The 1,042-nt window shown below is 65.4% G+C and carries 1 protein-coding gene; it reads right to left on the bottom strand.

The genetic code is table 11. The features are described 5' to 3' along the window. On the bottom strand, positions 1-1,042 hold a 1,042-nt coding region (gene rfbB, locus VV867_RS31000; RefSeq protein ID WP_328568445.1), incomplete at both ends, for a dTDP-glucose 4,6-dehydratase.

Below are 1,042 nucleotides of genomic sequence, written 5' to 3'. Positions count from 1 at the left end.
ATGCGTACTGCTTACCTACCCATTCACGGTATGCGCCGCTGGTGACGTTGTTCACCCAGGCCTGGTTGTCCAGGTACCAGCGCACGGTCTTGCGGATGCCGGTCTCGAAGGTTTCCGCCGGCTTCCAGCCCAGCTCGCGCTCGAGGCGGGTGGCGTCGATGGCGTAGCGACGGTCGTGACCGGGGCGATCTTTGACGAATGTGATCTGCTCGCGGTAGCTCCGTCCGTCGGTCCGCGGCTGCTCCTGGTCGAGGATGTCGCACAGGGTATGGACCACGTCGATATTGGCTTTCTCGTTCCAGCCGCCGACGTTGTAGGTCTCGCCCAGCTGGCCGGCTTCCAGCACGCGGCGGATGGCCGCGCAATGGTCCTTCACGTACAGCCAGTCGCGGACCTGCTGGCCGTCGCCGTAGATCGGCAGCGGCTTGCCGGCCAGGGCGTTGTGGATGACCAGCGGGATCAGCTTCTCGGGGAAGTGGTAGGGGCCATAGTTGTTCGAGCAGTTGGTGGTCAGCACCGGCAGCCCGTAGGTGTGGTGATAGGCGCGGACCAGGTGGTCGGACGCGGCCTTGGAGGCCGAGTAGGGGCTGTTGGGCTCGTACTTGTTGCTTTCGCGGAAGGCCGGATCGTTCGGGCCCAGCGAGCCGTAGACCTCGTCGGTGGAGACGTGGAGGAAGCGGAAGGCGGCCTTGGGCTCGTCGGCCAGGCCGTTCCAGTAGGCGCGGACCGCTTCCAGCAGGCGGAAGGTGCCGACGATGTTGGTCTGGATGAAGTCTTCCGGGCCGTGGATGGAGCGGTCCACGTGGGATTCGGCGGCGAAGTTCAGTATGGCGCGGGGCTGGTGCTCGGCCAGCAGGCGGGAAACCAGTTCGCCATCGCCGATGTCGCCGTGCACGAATACGTGCCGCTCGTCGTCGTCCAGGCTGGCCAGGTTCTGGCGGTTGCCGGCGTAGGTCAGCTTGTCGAGGCTGATGACCTTTTCGTCATTGCCTGCCAGCCAGTCGAGAACGAAGTTGGCGCCGATGAAGCCGGCGCTGCCGGT

This window comes from Pseudomonas sp. JH-2 (assembly GCF_036231725.1).
Taxonomy (GTDB): Bacteria; Pseudomonadota; Gammaproteobacteria; order Pseudomonadales; family Pseudomonadaceae; genus Pseudomonas; species Pseudomonas delhiensis.
This window is presented reverse-complemented; position numbering and strand designations above follow the sequence as displayed.